Source organism: [Clostridium] innocuum (assembly GCA_012317185.1).
Taxonomy (GTDB): domain Bacteria; phylum Bacillota_I; class Bacilli_A; order Erysipelotrichales; family Erysipelotrichaceae; genus Clostridium_AQ; species Clostridium_AQ innocuum.
Window position 1 is genome coordinate 596,353 of record CP048838.1, and the last position, 22,445, is coordinate 618,797.

At 43.2% G+C, this 22,445-nt stretch carries 21 protein-coding genes and 1 pseudogene; 14 read left to right on the plus strand and 8 right to left on the minus strand.

Translation table 11 applies throughout. The features are described 5' to 3' along the window. The first annotated feature begins 101 nt into the window (after positions 1-101). The 8 genes and pseudogenes from G4D54_02990 to G4D54_03025 all read left to right on the plus strand — a co-directional run bounded on the left by G4D54_02990 (position 102) and on the right by G4D54_03025 (position 6,633). A complete protein-coding gene (locus G4D54_02990; protein QJA01457.1) occupies positions 102-521 on the plus strand; it encodes a PTS sugar transporter subunit IIA in 420 nt (139 codons plus the stop codon). A 25-nt stretch (positions 522-546) separates the two neighbouring features. Beyond that, a complete protein-coding gene (locus tag G4D54_02995; protein QJA01458.1) occupies positions 547-1,314 on the plus strand; it encodes a PTS sugar transporter subunit IIC in 768 nt (255 codons plus the stop codon). Continuing rightward, entirely contained in the window at positions 1,311-2,138 is an 828-nt protein-coding gene (locus G4D54_03000; protein QJA01459.1) for a PTS system mannose/fructose/sorbose family transporter subunit IID, read from the plus strand. Before G4D54_02995 ends, G4D54_03000 begins: the two co-directional genes overlap by 4 nt. A 13-nt stretch (positions 2,139-2,151) precedes the next feature. After that, positions 2,152-3,080, plus strand: a pseudogene (locus G4D54_03005) (phosphoglycerate dehydrogenase). Positions 3,081-3,095: 15 nt separating this feature from the next. Next, on the plus strand, positions 3,096-3,569 hold the full coding sequence (locus tag G4D54_03010) for a PTS sugar transporter subunit IIB (protein ID QJA01460.1): 474 nt from the start codon (positions 3,096-3,098) through the stop codon (positions 3,567-3,569). A 61-nt stretch (positions 3,570-3,630) separates the two neighbouring features. After that, positions 3,631-4,278 carry a bifunctional 4-hydroxy-2-oxoglutarate aldolase/2-dehydro-3-deoxy-phosphogluconate aldolase gene (locus tag G4D54_03015; protein QJA01461.1) on the plus strand — a complete coding sequence of 216 codons (648 nt, stop codon included), beginning with the start codon at positions 3,631-3,633 and terminating at the stop codon, positions 4,276-4,278. A 137-nt stretch (positions 4,279-4,415) separates the two neighbouring features. Next, positions 4,416-5,594 carry a mannitol-1-phosphate 5-dehydrogenase gene (locus G4D54_03020; GenBank protein ID QJA01462.1) on the plus strand — a complete coding sequence of 393 codons (1,179 nt, stop codon included), beginning with the start codon at positions 4,416-4,418 and terminating at the stop codon, positions 5,592-5,594. Further along, the gene (locus G4D54_03025) at positions 5,587-6,633 is read left to right on the plus strand and encodes a mannitol-1-phosphate 5-dehydrogenase (GenBank protein ID QJA01463.1); all 1,047 of its coding nucleotides are present in this window, start codon (positions 5,587-5,589) and stop codon (positions 6,631-6,633) included. The genes G4D54_03020 and G4D54_03025 overlap by 8 nt, the downstream gene beginning before the upstream one ends. Before the next feature lie 721 nt (positions 6,634-7,354). Here G4D54_03025 and G4D54_03030 read toward each other — a convergent pair. The 7 genes from G4D54_03030 to G4D54_03060 form a co-directional block, all read right to left on the minus strand. After that, a complete protein-coding gene (locus tag G4D54_03030; GenBank protein ID QJA01464.1) occupies positions 7,355-8,125 on the minus strand; it encodes an ABC transporter permease in 771 nt (256 codons plus the stop codon). Then, entirely contained in the window at positions 8,122-9,063 is a 942-nt protein-coding gene (locus G4D54_03035; GenBank protein QJA01465.1) for an ATP-binding cassette domain-containing protein, read from the minus strand. Before G4D54_03035 ends, G4D54_03030 begins: the two co-directional genes overlap by 4 nt. A gap of 70 nt (positions 9,064-9,133) precedes the next feature. Further along, positions 9,134-9,781 (minus strand): TetR/AcrR family transcriptional regulator, encoded by a 648-nt coding sequence (locus tag G4D54_03040; protein QJA01466.1) that lies wholly within the window; start codon positions 9,779-9,781, stop codon positions 9,134-9,136. Positions 9,782-9,962: 181 nt separating this feature from the next. After that, positions 9,963-10,718 (minus strand): hypothetical protein, encoded by a 756-nt coding sequence (locus G4D54_03045; protein QJA01467.1) that lies wholly within the window; start codon positions 10,716-10,718, stop codon positions 9,963-9,965. A 49-nt stretch (positions 10,719-10,767) separates the two neighbouring features. After that, the gene (locus tag G4D54_03050) at positions 10,768-11,337 is read right to left on the minus strand and encodes a matrixin family metalloprotease (protein ID QJA01468.1); all 570 of its coding nucleotides are present in this window, start codon (positions 11,335-11,337) and stop codon (positions 10,768-10,770) included. 248 nt (positions 11,338-11,585) lie between these two features. After that, on the minus strand, positions 11,586-12,842 hold the full coding sequence (locus G4D54_03055; protein ID QJA01469.1) for a hypothetical protein: 1,257 nt from the start codon (positions 12,840-12,842) through the stop codon (positions 11,586-11,588). A gap of 111 nt (positions 12,843-12,953) precedes the next feature. Beyond that, positions 12,954-15,338: a PRD domain-containing protein gene (locus G4D54_03060; GenBank protein ID QJA01470.1), complete on the minus strand. Its 2,385-nt coding sequence runs from the start codon at positions 15,336-15,338 to the stop codon at positions 12,954-12,956. A 340-nt stretch (positions 15,339-15,678) separates the two neighbouring features. Here G4D54_03060 and G4D54_03065 point away from each other — a divergent pair, with 340 nt between their 5' ends. From G4D54_03065 to G4D54_03090, 6 genes are all read left to right on the plus strand, one after another. Further along, positions 15,679-16,734 carry a zinc-binding dehydrogenase gene (locus G4D54_03065; protein QJA01471.1) on the plus strand — a complete coding sequence of 352 codons (1,056 nt, stop codon included), beginning with the start codon at positions 15,679-15,681 and terminating at the stop codon, positions 16,732-16,734. 1 nt (position 16,735) lies between these two features. Beyond that, on the plus strand, positions 16,736-17,563 hold the full coding sequence (locus tag G4D54_03070; protein ID QJA01472.1) for a class II fructose-bisphosphate aldolase: 828 nt from the start codon (positions 16,736-16,738) through the stop codon (positions 17,561-17,563). Between the two features lie 209 nt (positions 17,564-17,772). Then, positions 17,773-18,699, plus strand: coding sequence for a phosphoglycerate dehydrogenase (locus tag G4D54_03075; protein QJA01473.1), 927 nt, complete (start codon positions 17,773-17,775; stop codon positions 18,697-18,699). A 71-nt stretch (positions 18,700-18,770) separates the two neighbouring features. Beyond that, entirely contained in the window at positions 18,771-19,478 is a 708-nt protein-coding gene (locus G4D54_03080; protein QJA01474.1) for an RraA family protein, read from the plus strand. A gap of 3 nt (positions 19,479-19,481) precedes the next feature. Then, positions 19,482-20,636, plus strand: coding sequence for an iron-containing alcohol dehydrogenase (locus tag G4D54_03085; protein QJA01475.1), 1,155 nt, complete (start codon positions 19,482-19,484; stop codon positions 20,634-20,636). A 59-nt stretch (positions 20,637-20,695) separates the two neighbouring features. Next, complete coding sequence (locus G4D54_03090) at positions 20,696-21,649, plus strand: D-2-hydroxyacid dehydrogenase (GenBank protein ID QJA01476.1); 954 nt, start codon at positions 20,696-20,698, stop codon at positions 21,647-21,649. 292 nt (positions 21,650-21,941) lie between these two features. On the opposite strand, the gene G4D54_03095 is transcribed toward G4D54_03090, so the two are convergent. Beyond that, on the minus strand, positions 21,942-22,208 hold the full coding sequence (locus G4D54_03095) for a hypothetical protein (protein QJA01477.1): 267 nt from the start codon (positions 22,206-22,208) through the stop codon (positions 21,942-21,944). Positions 22,209-22,445 lie beyond the last annotated feature (237 nt).

The window sequence follows — 22,445 nt, forward strand, 5'->3', positions numbered from 1 at the left end:
AAGCAACGATTTTGTGTGGCGAAAACAGCGTGATACAATACACTCGAAGTTGAGAACGACTGTCGAACAACCGGCAGCTGGTGAAATGAGGAGGTAGAAATATGGTTGCAGTGTTATTGGTGACACATGGCGATCTGGCACAGGCGCTGTTGTCAAGTGCGGCACTGATTATGGGAGAAGCAGCGCTGATTGAAAGTCATGGTTTATATCACGGAGACAGTGTTGATAATCTGAAGGACACGATTAAGGAGGCGATAATCAGATTGTCTGAGTGCTCACAGGGAGACGGTGTTCTGATTCTGACGGATTTATTCGGAGGTAGTCCGTCCAATGCGGCAGCAAGGGCGATGCACGAGCTGCAGGATAGCGTTCACTGTGAGTGTATCACCGGGGTGAATCTTCCGATTCTTCTGGAGGTGGCTACGAGCAAAACCTTTATGAAGCTGGAGGAGCTGAAGCAGCACGCATTAGAAGTTGGTGGGAACAGTATTCTGGATCTGAGAAATCAGTTTCAGTTATAAGCAGATTGCTGAAAGGAGATAAGTTATGCAGATTTCAATTATTCAGGCCATTCTGATTGGTACGCTTTACTATTTAACAAACAACGGGGTTCCCTGGCTGACCGGGCTGGGCAGTGTTTCCATCCGCCAGCCGATCTGTGCGGGAACGATTGTCGGATTGATTCTCGGGAAGCCGGTGGAAGGCTGTATCATGGGTGCTACGATCAATACCTTGTATCTGGGCTTTGTAAATGCGGGAGGTACGTTGCCAACCGATCCCGGAATCGGCGGAGTCGTAGGAACAGCACTTGCGCTGAGTGCCAATGCCACACCGCAGGTCGCTATGTCGATTGCAGTTCCACTTGGCGTTATGGGGACGATGGTATGGACGCTCCGTCAAACGGTAAACATTTATTTTGTACACCAGATGGACAAATATGCAGTCACCGGTGATATTAAAAAGATGGCATTCTGGCAGCTCGTACCGACGCAGCTGTTCGGATATGCCGTGACCATGATTCCATGTGCGCTGCTGGTTTACTTCGGTGCCCCGGCTACACAGGGACTACTGGATATGCTGGCAGGAAAGCCGCTTCATATTCTGAGTGTGATCGGCGGGATTCTTCCTGCCATTGGTATTGCAATGATTATCCGTATGCTGAATACAAGAAACGGAATCCTGATTTTCTTTACACTTGGATTCTTTCTGGAAACATACTCCGGGCTGAGTATGCTGGTGGTATCAATTTTTGCGGCAATCGCTGCTTACTTCTATGGTGAATTGAAATTCGGAAAGGCAGGGAATGAGGAATGAGTGAACAGGTGACGGAAAGAAAGCTGACAATAAAGGATCTGAATACATCCTATTTCATGTTTGAGGTGTTTGCACAGGCCTGCTGCAGCTATGAACGATTGCAGGCACCCGGATTTTTCTCCGGTATGAAGAATGTTATCGCGAAATTATACACAGACCCTGAGGAACGTGCAGAAGCATGTCAGCGTCATATGGAATTTTATAACTCGGAATTTGCGCTGGTAGGGCCGGTAATTCTTGGTCTTACGATTGCCATGGAGGAAGAAAAGGCCTGTGGTGCGGAAATCGACGGACTTGCGATTAGTGCGGTCAAGACTTCTCTGATGGGACCGCTTGCGGGAATTGGAGATACCCTGCGGCAGGGAACACTGATTCCGATCATCGGCTCCATCGCAATCTCCATCGGGCAGGAAGGAAATCTTCTGGGACCGATCTTCTATTTCTTTGTGACGCTGGCACTGAACTTCGGTATCAGCTATACGCTGTACCGCAAGGCATATGACAAGGGGCGCGATTTCGTCGGTGAATTCTTCAGCGGCGGGAAGATGGAGAAAATCATGACAATGGTAACCGCTATGGGCTCCATCACCATCGGTGCACTTGCCGCCACGACTGTAAAGCTGACTTCAACTGCCGAGATTGCTCTGGGTGACAACAAGCTGGCGGTACAGACCGATATTCTGAATAAGGTTGTAAACAATCTGCTTCCCTTTGGCATGGTCATGCTGACGTTTTATCTGATGAATAAAAAAGTTAGTGTAAACAAGGTTCTGCTCATTCTGTTTGCCATCGGAATCATCGGTGGACTGCTGGGAATCGTTTAGGCAGGTGCAGTATATGAAGGTTCTGATTACATCCAACAGCTTTGGAAAATTTGATGAGGCACCGCGGGAGCGGATGCTGGATCTAGGCTGGGAGCTGCTTGATAACCGCTATCATCATATTATGAGCGAGGAAGAAATGATGAACGAGGTTCCCGGCGTGGATGCGATTATACTTGGCTCTGATATTGTCAGTAAACGGGTGCTGGATAAGGCTGACAAACTGAAAATTATATCCAGATACGGTGTGGGAATTGACAACATTGATACCGTGGAGGTTGAAAAAAGAGGCATTGCTGTCACGGTGACGAAAAACTGTAATACGGAGGCGGTGGCAGATTATACGATTGCCCTCATGCTGGCGACCCTGCGCCATGTATGCAATGTGCATTCCTCCTTGCAAAAGGGGATATGGAAAAAGGAAACCGGTATGGATTTATGCCATAAGACAGTCGGAGTATTCGGTCTGGGCGCAATCGGCCGTCAGGTTGTAAAACGTCTCAAGGGATTTGAATGTAAGATATTAGGAATGATATATTCGCAGATGAAGAATACTGCGAAAAAGAGGGAATCTGTCTGCTTTCCCCACAGGAGATTTTCAAACAGGCAGACATCATTACACTGCATGTTCCCGGCAACGCGGATGGAACACATTTCATCACTCAGCAGGAGCTGGAGCTGATGAAGCCCGAGGCTGTCCTCATCAATACCGCGAGAGCTTCTCTCATCGATGAAACGGCCATGGTTCAGGCATTGCGGCAAAAACGTATCTATGGGTACGGAACGGATGTCTTTGATGGGGAACCACATATGGATCCGGAATTTATCGGTTTGAACAATGTGGTATGCAGCCCGCATACAGCCGCCGTCAGTGTGGAGGCAGTCAATACCATGTCACATGCCGCCGTGGAGCATCTGATGGAGTATTTTGGAGTAACAAAATGATAGGAGAAACCTTATATGAAACATATCGTTTGGACAAGAATTGATGACCGTCTGATTCACGGTCAGGTCATGACACAATGGATTCAGTATACCGAGGCGAATGAGGTACTGATCATCGATGATGGCGTCGCAAAGGATTCCTTTCTGCAGATGGTTATGAAATCCAGTGTTCCCGGTAAAATCAGTTTAAAGGTGTTAAGTGTCAAGGATGCAATCGGATACTTGAATGAAGATGGAAAGCATGAGAAAATTATCATTCTTGTAAAGACACCGGTGGTGTTGGATGAGCTGACCGATGCCGGTGTCCGTCTGAAGAGCATCAATGTCGGAGGAATCGGCGCGAAGGCCGGAAGAAAGCCGATGTTCAAAAACATATCTGTCAGTGAAGAGGAAAAGGAAGCCTTCCGCAATCTGTTAAACAAGGGAATCAACGTGTTCCTGCGTGTCATTGTTACAGAACCGGAAGAGGATATCGCAAAATATTTATAGAAAGGAAACGGTATACCGATGCGTATCAGAAGCAGTCAGGTCGTATACCGGAGGTAACAGGATGAATGAAATTGTAGAATTTATCGCAAAGCACAAGGTGGTCGTTATCTGCCGCGGCTTGTATGATAATGAGCTGATCAAAACAATCAGAGCGCTGTATGATGGCGGTATACGTGTAGTGGAGGTTACCTTTGATCAGGCAGACCCCGATGCGGTAGAGAAGACATGCGGTGCAATCAGGACAATCAAAGAGCATTTTCCACAGATGAAGGTGGGAAGCGGCACAGTAACCTGTGTAAAGCATGTGCTTGCCACAAAGGAGGCAGGGGGAGAATTCTGCCTGTCACCGGATGTGAATACGGAGGTGATTCGTGCAACGAAAGAAGCCGGTCTGATTTCTATACCCGGAGCAATGACCTCAACAGAAATTTTGCAGGCACACAATGCCGGAGCGGATATCGTGAAAATATTCCCTGCAGGATGGCTGGGACTGTCCTATCTGAAGGATATCAAAGGGCCGATCAATCATGTGAAATTCCTTGCGGCAGCCGGTGTAAATGAGGAGAACTTCAAGGAGTATCTGAACGCCGGATACTGTGCAGCAGGCATCAGCGGCCGCTTTATCGATCGAAAGGTTATCGCTGAAGGAAATTTCGAGGAGCTGACACGTCGGGCAAGGATATTTACCGATATCGCAAAAGCGTGTTAATTCAACCCCCGCCGCACAACTGCTATAGGCGGGGGTTCTTTTAGAATCATACCAACAATCTACGACTGTTCTCTATGCAGGAAGTGAGGGAATCAGCGTATGCAGGAAAGCAGAAAATTATACGAGGAGGATAACAGATGAAGGCTATTGTATTTGGTGCGGGGAAAATCGCCCGTGGATTTATCGGGCAGCTGCTGTATCTCAGTAAGACGGATATCACGTTTGTGGATATCGATCAACAGCTGGTGGATCGTTTGAATAAGGATCAGAAATACCATGTGTATATTCTGGGAGATTCTTCATTGGATAGTGATGTTACAGGCTTTCAGGCGGTACAGCTGGAGGATGAAAAACGCATTGGTGCTGCCCTTGTGGAAGCGGATATCGCCTTTGTTTCCGTAGGTGGTGCAAACCTGAAGTCACTGGGTGAGAAAATTGGAAGAATATATAAGGAAAACGGCATACCGAAAAAGCCGTTTAACTTCGTGACGTGCGAGAACTGGAGACATGCGGGAGCGTTTCTGTATGAAGGGATTACGGCAGAGATGGAGGAACAGGAGAAAACGATGTTTGATCAGTTTGTCGGTGTGAACGAGGCAGTTATCATGCGCTCTGCGACCCAGCCCAGTGATGAACTTGCAATGCAGGATGCAACAGGTGTATGGGTACAGAATTACTGGTATCTTCCCATCAGTGCCGAGCATTTCAAGGGGGAGCTTCCACCGATTCAGGATGCGGAGCTGATGCAGAACTTCGGCGATTTTTTAACCCAGAAAATGTATACCAATAATACAAGCAACGCTGTCATCGCCTATCATGGCTATCTGGCAGGCTATGAGCTGCTGGCAGAGGCCGCAAACAGCCCGGAGGTTTCCGCCTTGCTGGATGAGGTATATGAGGAAATCAACCAAACACTGGTGGCGGAGCTGCATGTCGATCCGCAGCAGCAGAAGGCCTTTGCGGAAAAGGCAAGAGCAAAATATACAGACTGGACGATTGTCGACCGTGTCATACGGCATGGAAAGGATCCGCTTCGCAAGCTGGGAGCACAGGATCGGCTGATTGCACCGGCAAGAATGGCATTGAACCATGGGGTTTATCCCCGGGTGATAATTGAAACCATCGCAAAGGCACTGTTCTTTGATGAGGAAAGTGATGCGTCCGCAAGGAAGCTGAAAGCAATGCGAAGAGAGCACGGGATACCCTATGTATTACAGACCGTATGTGAACTGAACGAGCAGGAGCCACTGTACCGGGAGGTGCTGAAGGCTGTGGATAGGATATGTAAGGAAGGGCTGGTCAAGGGACGTGAGTAAAAATGTAATCATCGGTGCCGGATTAAGCGGGCGGGGCTATTTAAACCGTCTGCTGTATCTGTCAAAGGAAGAAACCGTTTTTTTGGATTGTGATGAGAGCCTGATCCGGCAGCTGCGCAAGGAGCCTTCGTATACGATTCGCTTTGGAAGTGAGCGGGAGCCTCTGAAGGTGGATAATTACACTGCCTATACGATAACGGATGAGCGTGCGATAACAAACATCGCACAGGCAGAACGTATCTTCATCAGTGTCGGTGCCGATCACGTTGCGGAATTGCTGCCCTTTTTGCAGGCAGCATTGCAGGAGCGAGATAGGCGTTCTTTGGATATCCTTGTTGCAGAAAATGGAATACAGCCATCCTCACCCCTTGCTGTATTGCGCAGTGATTCCCGAATACACTTGAGTGAAGCTGTCATATTCTGTACAACGCTTGGACAGTGTGATTCACTGGATATCTTAAGTGAAAATCTGGACCATCTTCCCTACGACAGCGTAGCATTGGGACATGAGCTTCCCTTATACGGCTTTGTACAGGAAACACATTTTTCCGATTTGCTGGAGCGCAAAATCTATACGTATAACTGTATCAGTGCATGTATAGCCTATCTGGGGTATGAAAAGGGGTATACGGATTATGCCGAAGCCGCGAATGATATTGAAATAACTGAGAAAATCAAACGGATAGCGGAAGTAATCAATCGCTGTATCACTACTGTGTATAATGTTTCCATGCAGGAGCAGACCGCGTTTTCTGAAATGGCGATTCGAAAGTTTCAAAATCGAAATATCAAAGATACCGTAGCGCGCAATGTTCGGGATGTTGAAAGAAAGCTGAAGCCTGAGGAAAGAATCCGCAAGCCGTTGTCTTTGATGCAGGAGCAGGGGGAATACAGCAGAGAGCTGCTGGAGGTTCTGGCAGCGGCACTTCGATATGGCATGAAAACAAAAGAGCTTTCGCAGGATTGGGAGAAGCTGGTGGATTTCTACACACAGGGGATGTGCGAGGAGTGGAAGCAGGTTTTGCATCGCTGTAAATGATCGGGCTGTAAGGCATCTGCTATACGTATGAAGGCTGCTGGTTCGCTAAAGCGCAAGGTGTAAAAGGGAATCGTGTATTCCTGCTTCTTGCCCGCATTAAAAGACAAGCATAAAAAAAACAAAAAGAAGAAACAAATTCCTTTTCACAGGAGCTTTCTTTCTTCTTTTTTTTTCAGTCAATTCAATTATCTATTTCCGGTTTAAAGCCTGTTCATGACGATCCCTGTTACAAGCAGTGCAAAACAGTTGTCTTCCTGAGAGAGAACAGGAATGTCTGTAGTAAGGAACGGGTTTTCCACAGTTGCCGTGTTTGTTTCGGCTGGATAGACAGAACGTCTCACTTATTGTTTAGCTTTGCAGAAATATCCCGCAGCTCCAATGCGATATAAACCAGCAGTAGAAATTTCATGATATCTATGATCATACCTAACATATCCACACAACCTCCTATTCATAAACGGGGGAACAGTATACTCTGCAGGACACTGTTTCCTTTGTTTCTTCCAGTTAAACTTTACTGTAAATAGCCTGTGGTGTAAAGCTGAATCAGTAATGAATTGAAAGGATCAGATTTTACAGGTCTTAGATACCGCAGGAGGGAAGCTTTCTAAGGGATGTATACGGAATATAGCTGCTCTCATCCTGCTCCAGTACCTGTCGGAAAAATTTTTGAACTGCTAAAGCAAACAAATTCCTTCCTCAGCTTTGCATGAGACAGCTGTTAGTGATTGCTTTTCTTTTTAAATGCTCTTACGGATAAAATATAGAATAACAGAAGCAGCACCGTACACCACAAAATTGCAGAAAGCAGTGTACCGGTCTTTAATGACTCATTCAGAAGCAGGGCACGCAGTGAATCAATGACAGGGGTGATCGGCTGGTATTCGGCAAAAATCTGCAATGCTTTCGGCATGGTGTCGATTGGTACGAAGCCGGAGCTGATGCAAGGCAGAGCAATCGCCAGAATTGAGAATGAGCCCGCTCCCTCCGGACTGTTGGCAATCATTCCAAAATATACGGATATCCAGGATAAGGTGAGAATGTACAAAGAAATAATCAGCAATGCGGCACACCAACTAAGTAAATCCGCATTTGGTCGAAAGCCAATCAGGAATGCCACGAGGAGAATCAGCAGGGCAGTTACCATATTTCTGATAAAGGCTTCCAGTACATGCCCGTTTAAAATGGAAGAGCGTTTCACAGGCATGGTGCAGAAGCGCTCCATGATTCCGCTTTTTATATCTGAACAAACGGCAATCGCCGTGGTAGCGGCACACTGTCCGAGGCATTGCAGAATGATTCCTGGAACAATGAAATTCACATAGCTTGTTTCACTTGTCTGCATGGCGCCGCCAATTACATAAGCAAACAGCAGCATGGTGAGTATCGGAGCGATGATGCTCGTTAAAATTGTATCGGGATTTCGTTTGGATAGAAGCAGACATCTTCCGCTCATCGTCAAAACATCCTTTAGTGTCTGTATGGTTTTCATTGTATATCCTCTCTTTCATGAACCAGTGTTAGGAAAACATCCTCCAGATTCGGCAGCTTTTGATAAAATTTCAGGATTTTGATATTACCGGAAGAAAAAATATGAAACAGCTCGGATAATGCTTCGGCACTGCCGTCCGTATATATAATCAGCTTATGCTCTGTATTCACCGGCTTCGTCGAATAGCCCCCTGTACATGACATGGCAGCCTCCAGCATACTGCTGTCGGGAAATTCAAATTCGACGATTCCCTGTGGCAGCAGCTTTTTTAATTCCGCAGGAGTACCTTCCGTAAGAATCCTTCCTTGATCCAGAATGGCGATATGATCCGCCAGCTGCTCCGCTTCCTCCAGATACTGCGTGGTAAGAAAAATAGTGATTTCCATTGAATTCAGCTGTTTTATGATGCTCCACATACTGTGACGGCTCTGTGGATCCAGACCTGTTGTCGGCTCATCAAGAAAAATAATCTGCGGATTACCGGCAAGGCTCATAGCGATGTCCAGCTTTCTGCGCATACCGCCGGAATAGGTGCTCACCATACGGTTAGCGGCTTCTGTAAGGGAGAAATATGCAAGCAGCTCTCCTGCCTTTTTCTTTGGCGTCTTCAGGTGATTCAGCTTTCCGATTATCACAAGATTTTCATAACCGCTCAGCTTTTCATCCACACTGGCAAACTGCCCGGTGAGACTGATCAACTTCCGAACGGCTTCTCCCTCGGCAGTGACAGAATGACCGCATACGGAAACTTCACCGCTATCAAAGGCCGCAAGTGTTGTCAGTATCTTAATCGTCGTTGTCTTTCCGGCACCATTGGAGCCAAGCAGACAATAGATAGAGCCTTTTTCTATTTCCATATTCACATTCTTTAATACCTCTGTATGACCATAGCGTTTGGTTAACCTGTGTACAGAAACAGCGAGATCTTGTGTGTTCATATTTATATTCTCCTTTTTATATACATTCAGAATGTATGTATTCTGGTAAAATAAAATTGCATATGCAATCTTATTTTGTTGGAATGCTTTGGACAATCGTCTGGGCATGCTGAAGAATTTCATCATCAATGAGGTAGATTCCCATACTATCCAGCATGTGTTTGGTGAGCAGCAGGCGTTCCAGCAAATCTTCCTGCGTACAGGGGACAATGGAAGGAATGAACCACACACTGGTTATCATTACAAATAAGCTGGCCAGTGCCTTGGGATATTTGATATCCGGAATAGAGCCGTCCTGAATGCCTTCCAGAAACAGCTCTTCGAAAAAAGGTGTAACGATTCGCAGATTGCTTTCCATATAATCCGCAAGAATCTTCGGATTCTTCAGCAGTGGAACAGACATCTGGTTCAAATCGAGCTGATCCTGATTCTGTGCCTGCAGCTTGATGATCTTCTTCAGCTTTTCAAGGCCGCTTAGCCCCTTTTCCTTACGAACTTCCTCAAATGGATTATGCTCCAGAAACATTCGGTCACTCAACGCATCCAGCACTTCCTCCTTGGATTTGAAATGGTGGTAGAAAGCACCGCGGGTAAGTCCTCCCAACTCTCCCACTATATCCAAAACGGTTGTTTCTTCATATCCTTTTTCCAGAAACAGCTTCATGGATACATCCAGTATTTTCTGAACCGTTTCCTCCGGATACTTATTGCGCGGCATTGTATCACTCCTTAATACATACATTGTGTATGTTGTCAATGGAAAGTATATGTTCCTTTTTTTTATCGATGGAATTATAGATAAATACAGAATCTGGCACTTAAGCCTTATCGAATGACATCATTATAAGATGAAAACGAGGATATCACTTTATTGAATATCCTCGCACGATGATTTAAATTTATGAAGGAAAGTACAAATCAATAAATTCATCTAAAGATTCAAATTCCCCTGTATCATTGTTTTTCACTTGAAGTGTAGATTCATTAGGAAGTTCCCTGAATAGACTGCTTTTGGATGATGGTTGATAAATTTCTCTTGTTCCATATTGGACACCATTAACTATATAAGTATTAGTTGAACTTACATAGTTCATAAAAAATAAGTAGGTTTTACCAGTTTCTAAAATAATATCATTTTCATAACGAAGCTCTACATAAGTGCTTGCTTTGTCAATTTTCTCCTGTCCTGCTTCTTTTCTATGCTTATCGTCATTTTCAATCATTTCTTTTGGGGCATTTTTTTCGTAATCAGCAATTGAAATTACACCACCATTTCTTGCGAAATTTATAGTGTTTGAATTTGTCTGACCCTTCAGGTTTTTTAGAACAGAGATTTTACCATATTCATATGGTATTGGATTAAATGCATTTTCAGCGGCTGTTGTACTACAGCCATCTATACTTTCCACTGTTCCGATAAAAACATTACTATCAAAATCCCTTAACTGATTAACATCACTGATATCAATACTTTGATCTGCAGATACCGTAGCTATATCTATGCTTTCAGAACTAATTTTATCACGATAGTTATAATGTTTAATTGTTTCCTCTTTTTCATTTGTTTTTGGTATCTGTGTTTGATCTGTATTTTTGAGACTTGCACAGCCAGTTACGATAAGAGAGGTTGCGATAATTAATAAGAATTTTTTCATGATTGACCTCGATTCCCCATATACATATTTATGGATTTCATTACACAAGTTAGTATCTGCCATAGATTGAAACAACTTCTTCACTATCTACTTTTTGAGGTTTATTAACTTTTCTGCCTGCTCCTGTTTGACACATGATGCTGTTCACGTTCTTGTTATTTTCGCCAAGCCCTAAAACATGGCCGAATTCATGCGCCATTACTGCATTATGATTTATGCTGGTATCATTAATGTACTTATTATTTAAAAATATTTTGTTCCACCAATAATTAGAGCTCGGGTTCTGTTGCTGGTTATTTTTATTAAAGAAAATAGTATAAGCGATTGTTGATGATGCACTATCGTTATAAGAATATATATCAACTGTACTTCCTGTTGTGCTGGATACAGCTGTCATATAAATGGGATTATCATAACCTGTATACATCCAGTTATTAGCGGCTGTATTGATATTTGGAGTATAAGGAGATGCTCCTCCGTTTACTGTATAGGTGATATTTCTAGGACCATTTATTAATCTTCCCCCTAATTTCACTGCATGAACTTCTGTAGTGAAACATACAATTGTAATTAGAATTATAAAACTGAGCATTAAAGTTTTGCAATTTTTCTTAGTCATATTGTCTCCTTTTTTTGAATATGAGGATTATCAAGATTATCCTTTTATGTTATCTCCTCTTCCTAAAGGTTGAATGCCTGAGTCATTGTTAATAGGTATAATAAGAAGAAACAGGCATAATAAAGGCAAAAACAATACACCGATTTTTTTTCATTTTCCTCATCCTTTCTATACGTACTATATAATCTTTTTTTTATTTATAGTCAAGGTATATGTAATTTGATGCAGAAATACCAATGTGAAGACACTTATTTCAATATATTTTCATTTTTCAGTAGAGCATGAAATCTAAAATAATTAACATAACTTCCACTTTCAGAGCTCAGTCTTGTTATCTCATCACTTACTATTCTTGTATAAATTTTATCAAATGCAGTTAAATTCGGGCAAACCTTGTCTTGAAGAAATTTCATTCTTTCTTTGTTGTTCTTAAAAGTTTGCTTGTAGTAAGAAAAGAGCGAATATTCAAGTTGATCATCATATTCTGATGTTAGATTATCATTAACAAAAAGTGTTTTATCTTTTTCTTTGTTAAGCATTTGATTACAATATGAAAGTAAAATGATATTACTTGTATAGTGTCTTTTTGGATTCAATACAATATAAGCTTTTGTATAGTTGCTACAGCGTACATAATTTCTGAGCATAAGATATCGATTCGCTAAATTTAATAAAATCATTCCTTTTAAATTATTGTCTTCATGTTCTTCGGTAAGCATTTTTTCCAGCATATGAAGATAGCTGTAACATAATTCTATATCGATGTGTAAAGCGATGCTGCTTAAAATAATATATATGTATGCTAATTGGTTTTTACTTCCTTTTTCTCTGGCAACAGGTTCTGCTTCTTTCAGAATAAGGTATGCACGTAATTCTTTGTTCTCTTCATAAAGCTGATTTGCATAATTAATGCGATTTGGTAAATAAGCTGATGCTTCCATAGAGTATGAACTGAAAAAAGCAGATAGCTTCTTTTCATTTGCACCGCTTGCATGGATGTAAAGAAAATCCATGAGGATATCTTTGAAGCCTTTAGGAAATATATTTACAAGCGGAAATAATAAAGAATATTCCTGATCATTCATAAAGATACGATCTTTTAAATATAAGAACAGCTTTCCTAAGAAAAATATGCACTCTTTATAATAGACATGGTGCCTTTGGCTTTTTAGAGAAAGCAAGGTAGTCTCAATTATCCGTATTGCTTCTTCATATCTTTCTGTTTCCATTACACAGTAAAGCTGTTTACTTTGCGTTATGAGATAATGATCTATTTTCTGTGAAATATGCAATTGCTCATTCAAATTAAAAAGCAGCTCCTGATACTTTTCATCTTTTATAAAAACCTGTTCATGATTTTCTAATTTTTTGACTGTGGCTGGAGATATGATCCATTTATAATTGCCGTGTCTTCGATATACATCATTTTGTGATAGCTTTAATACTCTACGATAGTATGGTATTAGGATATGAAGTCTGTCATGCCATTCTTTTGATATTCTCATATAATTTCCCACCCCTTTAATATTAGTATAACATATTTCTTAATTGGACGAAAAACCGGTCTGCAGACCGGTTCATTTTCAATATTTGAATGAGCTGTCAGAGGAATCGCATTATTTTCGCTCTGCTTGAACATCAATCTCCATCTGATAATTGAGTATAACATCACACAAAACGGCGATTTCCTCCTGTGAAATGGAAAGTGTCATAAAATCCCGGATTTTCAACAAATTCGTTTTCATGATGTGAAACAGCTCGGTATGCTCCATCATAAAGCTTTCCAAAAGATTATAGCGGATTTTCTGCTTCTTCACACAGCGGTCCAGCATACAGGTGCCGTGAAACAGGAACTGTATAATGATGTTATTGGAAAGCGGCAAATTGCATTCCGTGCAAATATTGAGCAGTACGCGGTACAGGGCTTCATTGGACTTTGCTATATTGATGGTGGGGAAGGTTGCCTGAAAGCGCTGAAAGATATCGCTGCTTTGACGCTCATTTTTAGAGGTCAGACTCTTATCATTCAAAAATGCCTTTATTTTCTTCTTTCGGTTCACTACATCACTGAGCAGAGCCAACAGATGCATGGTCTTCTGTGAAACCACTTCACTGGTTTCATATAATAGTGGAAGAGAAACCGGATACAGGGAGAAGGAGGGAATGTTTAACGTGGAGATAATGGACTTATCCAATGTCGTAAGCGGCGGCTTGTCACCCACGATGAGTACGCCTTTTCCTATATCAATATATTTGATCAGCTTATATATCTTATCCGTAAACTCATGAAAATCATGCGTCTGATAATAGAGATTATAATCGAAGGAAAAGAAACAGCGGCTTCCCAGAATCTGGTTCAGATGCTGGGCATAATTTTCCGCAAGACGCTCTCCGTGACAGACAATCAATGTCATAATGGTATTCTGACTGATAGATTTTAATGCATAGTAGATAAAATTGCGAATATAGCTTTTATATACCTTCAGAAGACTGATATTGAACTTGTTTTCCACTGTGCTGATCACATTGTCACTCAGCTCCTGGGAATATGCCGTTTCCTTATAATCCAGATGCTCCAGCTGGAACTGGTAGGCAAAGGTATTATCCAGCATATGCTGAATCTGAATGTAGAGCTTACTTAAAATCTGGCGGTCATTTTTCAATTTTGTTTTCGTAAACAATGGGGTCAGAGCCTGATAGACCTTGGATTGCATTTCTATGGATGAGGAATCCAGAAGCTTTGTCCGCGTCATCAGGACATCCTCTTTCGCCTTTTCTATGATGTTTTTCAGCTGCGCAGTTATGACAATGCTTGCATTGAGCTGCGTCTGTAATAGATTTTCCAGTGTTTCACACGGCTGATCCGGATAAATATCTATGATTTCCGGAAGGAGCTGTGTAACTGTTATTCGAATATGGTCCTCCAAAGAATTATCTGCACTCTTGTTTTGAATGACATTTTTGGATATGTTCTCATGTGTGATGACGATTGGTTCATGGTTGCTAATCACACTGGAATACAGATTATTGGATAGGGAATAAACGATCTCATTGCGGAGCTGAAAGAGATTGTAGGTATAATCTGCGCTGAGAAAGGAGGCAATCGCATTTCCGGTTACCTTGATGCGGCTGTTCAGATTCACTGCCTCCTCCTGCAGGAAGGTCAGCACAAGCTCAATCATTTCTTTTGTTGTGCGCTCTTTTACATTGGGATACTTCGCTGTATAAGGTGTCAGCTGTGAGAAATATGCAAAGTTTTCAACGCTCTTATCTATCAGAAAAATCATGATAGGTAAAGGTTTGTTTTCGTTGCTGCAAAGATTGTTGAGATCGTTCCAGAACCGGTAAATCTCACTTTCCTGAAACGGGGTGTAGATTTCCATGATGACCATGGAGATATTACGATCAAGAAACTGCTGCCGTAAAGTGGAAAAGCTTTCATTTATGGAACGATAATCAAAGGTGAAGCTTCTGCTTTTTTTGGAAATACGCTTATTCTGTACGGCCAGATCGAAAAGCTTTTTACAAAAATATTTCTTGCCTGAGCCTTTTTCTCCCTGTAAGGCAATCAGTAACGGCTTGTTCTGGTAATAAAAAATGGCAGGGGTGATCTTACTGATAACCGGTGTCAGTGATTCCTCATAACCGTTTCCAATAATATTCATACCTTTTTTGTAAAAACTGGCGTCACTTGCATCATATACGAATAAATTTTTCAGGTTTTCTTTTCCGGGTATGATTTGGGGAATATTATTGAAATGATATTCGCTGACAATAACATCCTTGGATAAATATAGAGTGGGTCTTCCTTCCACCTTGATGAGCTGTAGATCGTTAAACAGCTGATTTAAAATTCTGGATACGTTGGACCGGTCCAGCTTCAGGTCCAATGCGATATCAAAGGCATTGCATCGTTCAAAGCTGAAGGATTTGTCCGCAAGACTTTCACTGGTGTATTCTCTGACCAGATTCATAATCAGATCCCGTCTGGTTTTCGCCATACTATCACTCCTATTGCTTTTTTCGTGTTAAATTAATGGGTGAAATAACACACAAGCTAGGAAAATATTAACATAATCCATATGAAAAGTACATACTTCCTATGATTTTGCGTGAAATGTAAATGATTTCATCACTTTGTTGAGGTTTCTCTTCGTAAGATGCCTTATTGTGATGACACACTGTTGCTTTTTGTGTCAATTTGACACTGTAATCGTTTTCAATATGATTATAGGTGTCAGATAAATATAAAGATTCAGTAAGAAAGAAGCTTCAGGAGGTGAAGAAAACTGCTTCTTTTCAGATATAGATAGGGAATAACAAATATGAGAGGAGAATCCTATGGAAAAAGCAAGAGCATGGGTGATTGAAGCAAAGGATAAGCTGGCAATGCGTGAGCTGGATATCCTGGAGCCGGGGGATTATGAGGTACTGTTTAAAACAGAGGTATGTTCCTTATGTACCGTGGACCGCAGAACATACAAAGGAACAAGGAACTACGGATATCCGTTTCTTGGCGGTCATGAGTGCAGCGGGACGATTATAAAGACAGGCAGAGGTGTTGTAGGTGTAAAGGCAGGCGATAAAGCAATTTTTACATCCGGATATTGTAACCAGTGTGAGCTGGATCGCTCCGGCAGAGGAACGCAGTGCAATCGCAAAAAGGAAATGCCGAAACGCTCAAGTCTGGATGGGAATATACTGGGTGGCGGCTTAAGTGAATATCTGGTGATTCCTGCATGGCAGATTATCCGTATGCCTGATGATGTGGATATGCGGCATGCAGCACTAACAGAGCCTCTGGCATGCTGTATTCACAGTATACGCAAGGCAAGATTAAAGTTTGGTGATACTGTTGTCATTATCGGTATGGGTATTATGGGGTACTTCCATGTGAAGCTGGCTCAGATGTGCGGTGCACGCATTATTGTGAGTGAAACCGATGAAGAAAAGAGGAAAACGGCGATTCATGAAGGGGCTGCCTATGCCTTTGATCCAAGTCAATGTGATGTCGGTGAAGAAATTCGCAGGCTGACGGATGGGCTGGGGGCAGATGCTGTCATCAACACCATACCGTTCAAAGAGGTGTGGCAGCAGGCAATTGACATGTTGGCACCATATGGCAGACTGATTGCCTATAGCTCACAAAACAGCAAGGAACCAATCGGTGTGGATTTCGGCATGGTGCATAGTCGTGAAATAGAATTTATCGGAACGCTGAATCCGACGATTGAGGATAATCAGATGGCGGTCAAGCTGATCGGTTATCAAATGATTGATATGGAGAAGGTGATTGACCGTGAATTCAGCTTTGCACAGGGAAAAGAAGCCTTTGATTATGCATGTAAACCGAGTGTTTACCGTGTCATGATCAATTACGGAAAGGAAGATAACTGATATGCTAGTAACATTAAAGGAAATTCTAACAAAGGCAAAGCAGGAGAATTATGCCGTGCCTGCCTGCAATATTGATAATGAACATAATCTGCGTGCTGCCATCGAGGCGGCAGAAGAAATGAATACCGGAATTATATTGAATACAACACCGGTTGCCAATCCGGATCTGGAAAGCTTTGGACGAATTGCAGTGGATCTTGCCAGACGCTCCCGAGTAAAGATTGCCCTGAATCTGGATCATGGCAAAACCTTTGAAGACTGTCTGCTTGGCATTCGCGCAGGCTATACCTCCATCATGATCGACCGTTCCTTACTGCCGTTTGAAGAAAATATCAGAGAGGTGCAGGAGATGGTACGCATTTGTCATGCACTGGGAATCAGTGTGGAAGCTGAGCTTGGTCATGTAGGTGTTGGTGAGCAATATCATACTGACGGACATCAGGCATTTACCCGTGTTGAGGAAGCAGTGGAATATGTAAAGCAGACCGGAGTGGATGCACTTGCGGTTGCCATTGGTACTGCACATGGCGTATATAAAGGTACTCCGCAGATTCATTTTGACCTTCTTCATGAATTGAAGGATGCACTGGATATTCCGCTCGTTCTTCATGGCGGCAGCGGTACCGGGGATGAAAATCTGGCACGCTGTGCAAGAGAGGGAATCAATAAAATCAATTTGTCCAATGATTTGAAACGCAGTGCGATTGAAAATCTGGTTAAGGAGGATTTGAGCGGCAATGCCGTTTATCAGCTGTATCCGCTGCTTGCGGAGGGATTCAAACATAAAATCAAGCACTATATCCGTCTGTTTGGCTGTGAGGGCAAGTAATGGAAAGCATTCTGGCTTCTGTAAAGAGGGAGCTGGCTGTCATCCACTTTATCTTTTTCATCCGGATAAGACATTGCTGCATATGACATGACACCGCCGGTGTTGACGTTTGACTATTTCCGTTTATTGGAAAAAGCATTTCGCAGTTAAGACGATTCGGTAGAAAAACAATTACCGGACAATATTGAAAATACAGGAGGAAATCGCTTATGAAGGTTTTGGTAACATCCAAGTCTTTTGGTAAATTAAGTAGGAAACCGATACAAAGATTACAGGATGCAGGCTTTGAGGTCTATGGAAATGAAAAGGGAAGACTGCTGAATGAGGAGGAAATGGTGGAAGCCGTTCAGGGGATGGATGCTGTCATTTTAGGGACAGAGGTTTTCAATCGCAATGTCATTGATCATGCGGATAAATTGAAAATCGTTTCACGCTATGGTGTGGGGCTGGATAAAATTGATGTGGAATATTTAAAGGAAAAAGGCATTGCATTACAAATTGCACGCAATGCAAATACAAACTCCGTAGCGGATCACACCATAGGACTTATGCTTTCTCTTTGTCACAATATTACAAGAAGTGATGCCAATATCCGCTCGCATGTGTGGAAAAAGCCGATTGCAAAGGATTTGTATCAAAGCACCGTCGGTATCCTTGGGCTGGGTGCCATTGGAAAAGCTGTTGCACGAAGACTGAAGGGGTTTGATTGTCATATACTCGCATTTGACAGCTATTATGATGAGGCGTTTATCCGGGAGTATGGCATACGCAAGGCGGATATAAACGAGATCGTGAGCAGCAGTGATTTTCTGACGCTGCATCTTCCTGCACTTGCAGAGTTTTCACCATTACTGGATGCGAAGGCTCTTTCCAAAATGAAAAAGGATGCGATTATCATCAATACGGCACGGGCGAAGCTCATTGACAGGCAGGCATTGTATGATGCTTTGCACAATGGGCAGCTTTACGGCTACGGAAGTGATGCGCATTATATGGAGCCCGGCTTTGATGAGGAGCTGATCGCCTGTGAGAATACCGTTCTGACACCGCATATTGCCGCAAGCAGTGAAGGGGCAATCAATCGCATGTCGGATATCGCGGTTGATCATGTGCTGGCATATTTCGGCTGTCAGTAGCCGCTGGGTAATTGAAGAATGCATACAATATGCTTTTTGTTTCAGATAGCTTCATATACAGGAGGATGAACATGAAAATTGATGATAGGCTGGAAAAGCTGAAGCAGTTTGATACACCGTCCATTACCAATGTGGTCGCAACCTATCCGGATAAGGAATATTGCCTGGGACTGTATCATCCATGGCGCGGACAATGGTATACGGATGAGCGTGCAAGGGTTATGTATCCAGAGCTAGGCAGAACCGTCGGCTATGCGGTTACGTGTACCTATGGTCTTGCGGACCCGAACTATGAGTGCCTGAAGTTCGCAGATGTGTTAAAAGCAGTTGCAGCTGTCGGAAAACCGGTGGTACTGATTGTGAAACAGGATATGCCGGAAGAGATTAAGTGTCGTAACGGCTTGCTGGGTGGAAATATGATGACAGCACTTCGTTCTGCCGGCTGTGTCGGTGTCATCAGTGACGGTCCGAGCAGAGATGTGGATGAGATTCGTCCGCTGCAGATGCAATACGTGTTAAGCGGTGTTACGGCAGGTCATGGAAAATGGGCAGTGCAGTCCGTGAATACCGGTGTGGAGGTTTTTGGGATGCAGGTTAGTCCGGGGGAAATCATTCACATGGATGAAAACGGAGCGGTGAAGTTTCCGGCATCCGTCATAGATCAGGTAATTGAAAAAGCAGAATATCTGCAGAAGTTTGAAGAAAACAGACAACGGAGGATGAGAGAAACCGAAGATGTGGATGAACTGATCAAAATCATGTCCGGCTTCTACGATTGATATATGGAAAATTTTATTTATGATATACCGACAAAGGTGTATTTTGGAAAGGGACAACTGCAGCAGCTTCATACCATTATGAAGGAATTCGGAGAGCGGGTCTTACTTGTTTACGGAGGAGGCAGTATCCGTCGTAACGGTATTTATGACGAGGCGGTTACAGAATTGCATACGGCGGGAAAGAAGTATGTGGAGCTGTTTGGTGTAGAGCCAAACCCTTCCCTTACAACGGTGGAAAAGGGAGTGGCGTTATGCCGCAGGGAGAATGTGGATGTTATTGTGGCAATAGGAGGAGGCAGTGTGATTGATTGTGCCAAGGTTGTGTCTGCCGCTGTATGCAGTACCTTGTCGCCATGGGAGCTGGTGCTTCACCCGCAGGAAATAAAAAAAGCGATTCCGGTTATTGCGGTTTTGACAATTGCGGCTACCGGCAGTGAGATGGATCATATTGCTGTTATCACGAATCCGGATACAAAAGAGAAAATAGGTACACGGAATCCACTCCTTCGCCCAAGGGCTGCGATACTGGATCCTACCTTTACCTTTAGTGTAAACCGCTATCAGAGTGCCTGTGGTGTGGCTGATATTATGAGCCATACGATGGAGTCTTATTTTGCACGGGAGGATGCCGGTTTACAGAACCGGTTTGCGGAAGGTATACTGAAAATCTGTACAGCATACGGACCGCTCGTATTGAAGGAGCCGGATAATTATGAAGCAAGAGCCAATCTCATGTGGGCAGCAAGCTGGGCAATCAATGATATGCTGAAGCTGGGGCATATGACACAGTGGAGTGTTCATCCGATGGAACATCCGCTCAGTGCCTTTTATTCCGTTACACACGGCGAAGGTCTGGCTGTTCTGACGCCGCACTGGATGGAGTATGTTCTCAGTGAGGATACAGTGGATATGTTTGCGCGTTTCGCCAGAGAAATCTGGCAGGTAACAGAAAAGGATCCGTGGGATATGGCACGTGAGGGAATTGAATGTCTGCGAAGCTTTTATAAACAGCTGCATCTGCGCTCATCCTTAGGGGAGCTGGGTATCGATGATACGCACTTCGATGCAATGGCACAGGATGCCGCAAAACAGACGGTGAACGGATTTGTGTCACTGTCCGCAGAGGATGTGAAGAATATTTATCGCAACAGCTTGTAAAGTGTTTTATAATATGATCAGGGAAAGGAGATAAGGGTGCTGACTGGCATCCTTTACATATGTATATGAAGCTTGTAGTTTTGGATGGTTATACAGAAAATCCGGGGGATCTTGACTGGAGGGGGATGGAGGCGCTTGGTGATTTGACGGTGTATGCACGCACGGATCACTCGCAGGTAAAGGAAAGAATGCAGGATGCGGATGCCGTGATTATCAATAAGGTGCCGATGACAAGAGAGCTGATGCAGGAAAGTAAGCAACTTCGTTACATCGGTGTACTGGCAACCGGCTATGATGTTGTCGATATCGAAGCCGCAAGTGATCTCCATATCGCAGTTACCAATGTTCCCGGGTATGGTACGGATACGGTTGCACAATATGCCATTGCACTTTTACTGGAGGTGACATCCAGGATCGGGCATCATGCAAAACGTGTAAAGGAGGGGGAATGGGCAAACAATGCGGACTGGTGTTTTTGGGACTATCCGCTAATGGAGCTGTCAGGCAGAACAATGGGGATCATCGGATTTGGACGCATTGGCAGGAAGGTCGCTGAAATCGCACAGGCACTGGGAATGCATGTCCTGTTTCATGACGCCCATGCCGACAACGACACGCACGCTGAAAAGGTTTCTCTGGAGGAATTACTGCGGCGAAGCGATGTGGTAAGTCTGCATTGTCCGCTCACAAAGGAGAATGATTCGCTGATAAACAAGGCTACGCTGGCTTTGATGAAATCAAATGCCATCCTGATCAACAATGCCAGAGGAAAGCTGATCAATGAATATGACCTTGCGCAGGCATTACAAAACGGTACGATTTATGCGGCCGCTTTGGATGTGGTAAGGGAGGAGCCGATCCGTAATGATAATCCGTTGCTGGAATGTGATAACTGCCTGATTACGCCGCATATCTCCTGGGCAAGCAAAGAGGCTAGGCGCAGAATTATGGATACTGCCGTTGAAAATCTGAGATGCTTCCTACAGGGGAAGGAACAGAACCGTATTGTGTAGATTGTTTATGCGCAATAAAGTGATTAAAGAAAACGCCACAAACATGAAGGGCGTTTTTTTTGAAGGAGCGACTTGTAATTAAAAATGAAAACAAACAAGGAAACCGGATGTACCCAGCAGAATTGCGGGGGATCACTTATGAAGGGTGATCCTTTTTTCTTGATAATTCAAATTAAAAGTTATAAGATGTGAATACGAAGAAGCGGTAGTAACCCTACGGGGACTATTGCGGAAAACCTGCCATTCTGTAGTGGTAGGTTTTTTTAATATTTGAAAGTACCCGCTGTGAGTGTTAATCTTCAACGTATAATAATTCCGGTAAATCTGTGTCCTCTATTTCCGCTTTCTCATATTGGAGTCCATGATCACCACTTATCGGCATAGTGTGCAGTAAAGTCCCAGTCCATACAGCTTCCGGAATACCTTGTGGGAAAGCAGAACAAATAGGTTTCATATTTCCCATTGCTTTGAAATGTTTACAATCCATGCAAATTGCACATGTTACACAAGAGGCATGATAATCACTATGCCTAACACCTTTTTTATCTATCCAGATCATTCCGTACCCTCCTCAAACCAATAAAGCAATCGTATTTCTTTCCATAATCAAAAGATTAAAAAATCATATCTGTGGCTGTTTATTTGTTTTCCTTCTCGTTAATTATTTCTGAAGGAGCATTGTGTTTTTCGTAATCTTCTATTAACGTGATTCTTCTTTTGTCAATTCACGTATATCTTCTGTATATAGATTCATTTTCTGCCTTCACTTTTATTCACCAACCCTCTCTTATCAAAG